Consider the following 2,500-nt stretch of genomic DNA (forward strand, 5'->3'; position numbering starts at 1 on the left):
GCGTTTTAGATTTTCATCTAGACGTGTCGTTGAGGCTAAGGCGGGGACTTCGAGTCCCTAATAAATTGAGTCGTATGTTCGCGTTAATGGCTTTGTACCCCATTGACACGGCATGTAACTCCGAGGCGACTTGGGGTTATATGGTCAAGCGAATAAGCGCACACGGTGGATGCCTTGGCGGTCAGAGGCGATGAAGGACGTGGCAGCCTGCGAAAAGTGCGGGGGAGCTGGCAACAAGCATTGATCCCGCAATGTCCGAATGGGGAAACCCACTGCTTCGGCAGTATCCTGCAGTGAATACATAGCTGCTGGAGGCAAACCCGGTGAACTGAAATATCTAAGTAACCGGAGGAAAAGAAATCAACCGAGATTCCCTGAGTAGTGACGAGCGAACGGGGACCAGCCCTTAAGCTGGATTGGTTTTAGAAGAACAGTCTGGAAAGACTGGCCATAGACGGTGACAGCCCGGTATTCGAAAAGACCTTTTCAGTGAAGACGAGTAAGGCGGGGCACGAGAAACCCTGTCTGAACATGGGGGGACCATCCTCCAAGGCTAAATACTCCTGACCGACCGATAGTGAACCAGTACCGTGAGGGAAAGGCGAAAAGAACCCCGGAGAGGGGAGTGAAATAGATCCTGAAACCGTGTGCGTACAAGCAGTAGGAGCCCGCAAGGGTGACTGCGTACCTTTTGTATAATGGGTCAGCGACTTACTGTTCGTGGCAAGCTTAACCGTATAGGGGAGGCGAAGGGAAACCGAGTCTGATAAGGGCGCATAGTCGCGGGCAGTAGACCCGAAACCGGGTGATCTAGTCATGCCCAGGGTGAAGGTGCCGTAACAGGTACTGGAGGCCCGAACCCACTCCCGTTGCAAAGGTAGGGGATGAGGTGTGATTAGGAGTGAAAAGCTAATCGAACCCGGAGATAGCTGGTTCTCCTCGAAAGCTATTTAGGTAGCGCCTCGTATGAATCTTCTTGGGGGTAGAGCACTGTTATGGCTAGCGGGACATCGCGTCTTAGCAAACCATGGCAAACTCCGAATACCAAGACAGAATGTACGGGAGACACACGGCGGGTGCTAACGTCCGTCGTGAAAAGGGAAACAACCCAGACCCACAGCTAAGGTCCCAAATTTCGTGCTAAGTGGAAAACGATGTGGAAAGGCACAGACAGCCAGGAGGTTGGCTTAGAAGCAGCCACCCTTTAAAGAAAGCGTAATAGCTCACTGGTCGAGTCGGTCTGCGCGGAAGATTTAACGGGGCTAAGCACGAAACCGAAGCTTGGGGTGCATAACTTTGTTATGCGCGGTAGAGGAGCGTTCCGTAAGCCGTTGAAGGTGACTTGAGAAGGTTGCTGGAGGTATCGGAAGTGCGAATGCTGACATGAGTAACGATAATGCGGGTGAAAAGCCCGCACGCCGAAAGCCCAAGGTTTCCTTGCGCAACGTTAATCGACGCAGGGTTAGTCGGTCCCTAAGGCGAGGGCGAAAGCCGTAGTCGATGGGAAGCAGGTTAATATTCCTGCACCTCGCGTGAGTGCGATGGAGGGACGGAGAAGGTTAGGTGTACCGGGCGTTGGTTGTCCCGGGGAAAGGCGGTAGGTTTGGATCTTTGGCAAATCCGGGATCCTTTAAGACCGAGCACCGAGACGAGTCCTTTTGGACGAAGTCACTGATACCACGCTTCCAGGAAAAGCTCCTAAGCTTCAGCTCACGCAGACCGTACCGTAAACCGACACAGGTGGGTAGGATGAGAATTCTCAGGCGCTTGAGAGAACTCGGGTGAAGGAACTAGGCAACATGGCACCGTAACTTCGGGAGAAGGTGCACCCTCTTTGGTGGCCCATGCGGGCTATAGCTGAGGGGGGTCGCAGAAACCAGGCCGCTGCGACTGTTTATCAAAAACACAGCACTCTGCAAACACGAAAGTGGACGTATAGGGTGTGACGCCTGCCCGGTGCTGGAAGGTTAATTGATGGGGTCAGCCGCAAGGCGAAGCTCTTGATCGAAGCCCCAGTAAACGGCGGCCGTAACTATAACGGTCCTAAGGTAGCGAAATTCCTTGTCGGGTAAGTTCCGACCTGCACGAATGGCGTAACGACAGCGGCGCTGTCTCCACCCGAGACTCAGTGAAATTGAAATCGCTGTGAAGATGCAGCGTTCCCGTGGCAAGACGGAAAGACCCCGTGAACCTTTACTATAGCTTTACATTGAACGTTGAGTTCGTCTGTGTAGGATAGGTGGGAGGCTATGAAGCCGAGGCGCTAGCTTCGGTGGAGCCAACCTTGAAATACCACCCTGATGTGCTTGACGTTCTAACCTAGGTCCGTAATCCGGATCGGGGACCATGTATGGTGGGTAGTTTGACTGGGGCGGTCTCCTCCCAAAGAGTAACGGAGGAGCTCGAAGGTACGCTCAGCGCGGTCGGACATCGCGCACTGTGTGCAAAGGCATAAGCGTGCTTGACTGCGAGATCGACGGATCAAGCAGGTACGAAAGTA

At 53.5% G+C, this 2,500-nt stretch carries 1 rRNA gene (cut by a window edge); it reads left to right on the forward strand.

The features are described from left to right. The first annotated feature begins 142 nt into the window (after positions 1-142). Positions 143-2,500: ribosomal RNA gene (locus FB548_RS02400) — 23S ribosomal RNA — on the forward strand (it continues 521 nt past the right edge of the window).

Origin of the sequence: Pseudoxanthomonas sp. 3HH-4 (assembly GCF_006716465.1) — a bacterium.
Classification (GTDB): Bacteria; Pseudomonadota; Gammaproteobacteria; order Xanthomonadales; family Xanthomonadaceae; genus Pseudoxanthomonas_A.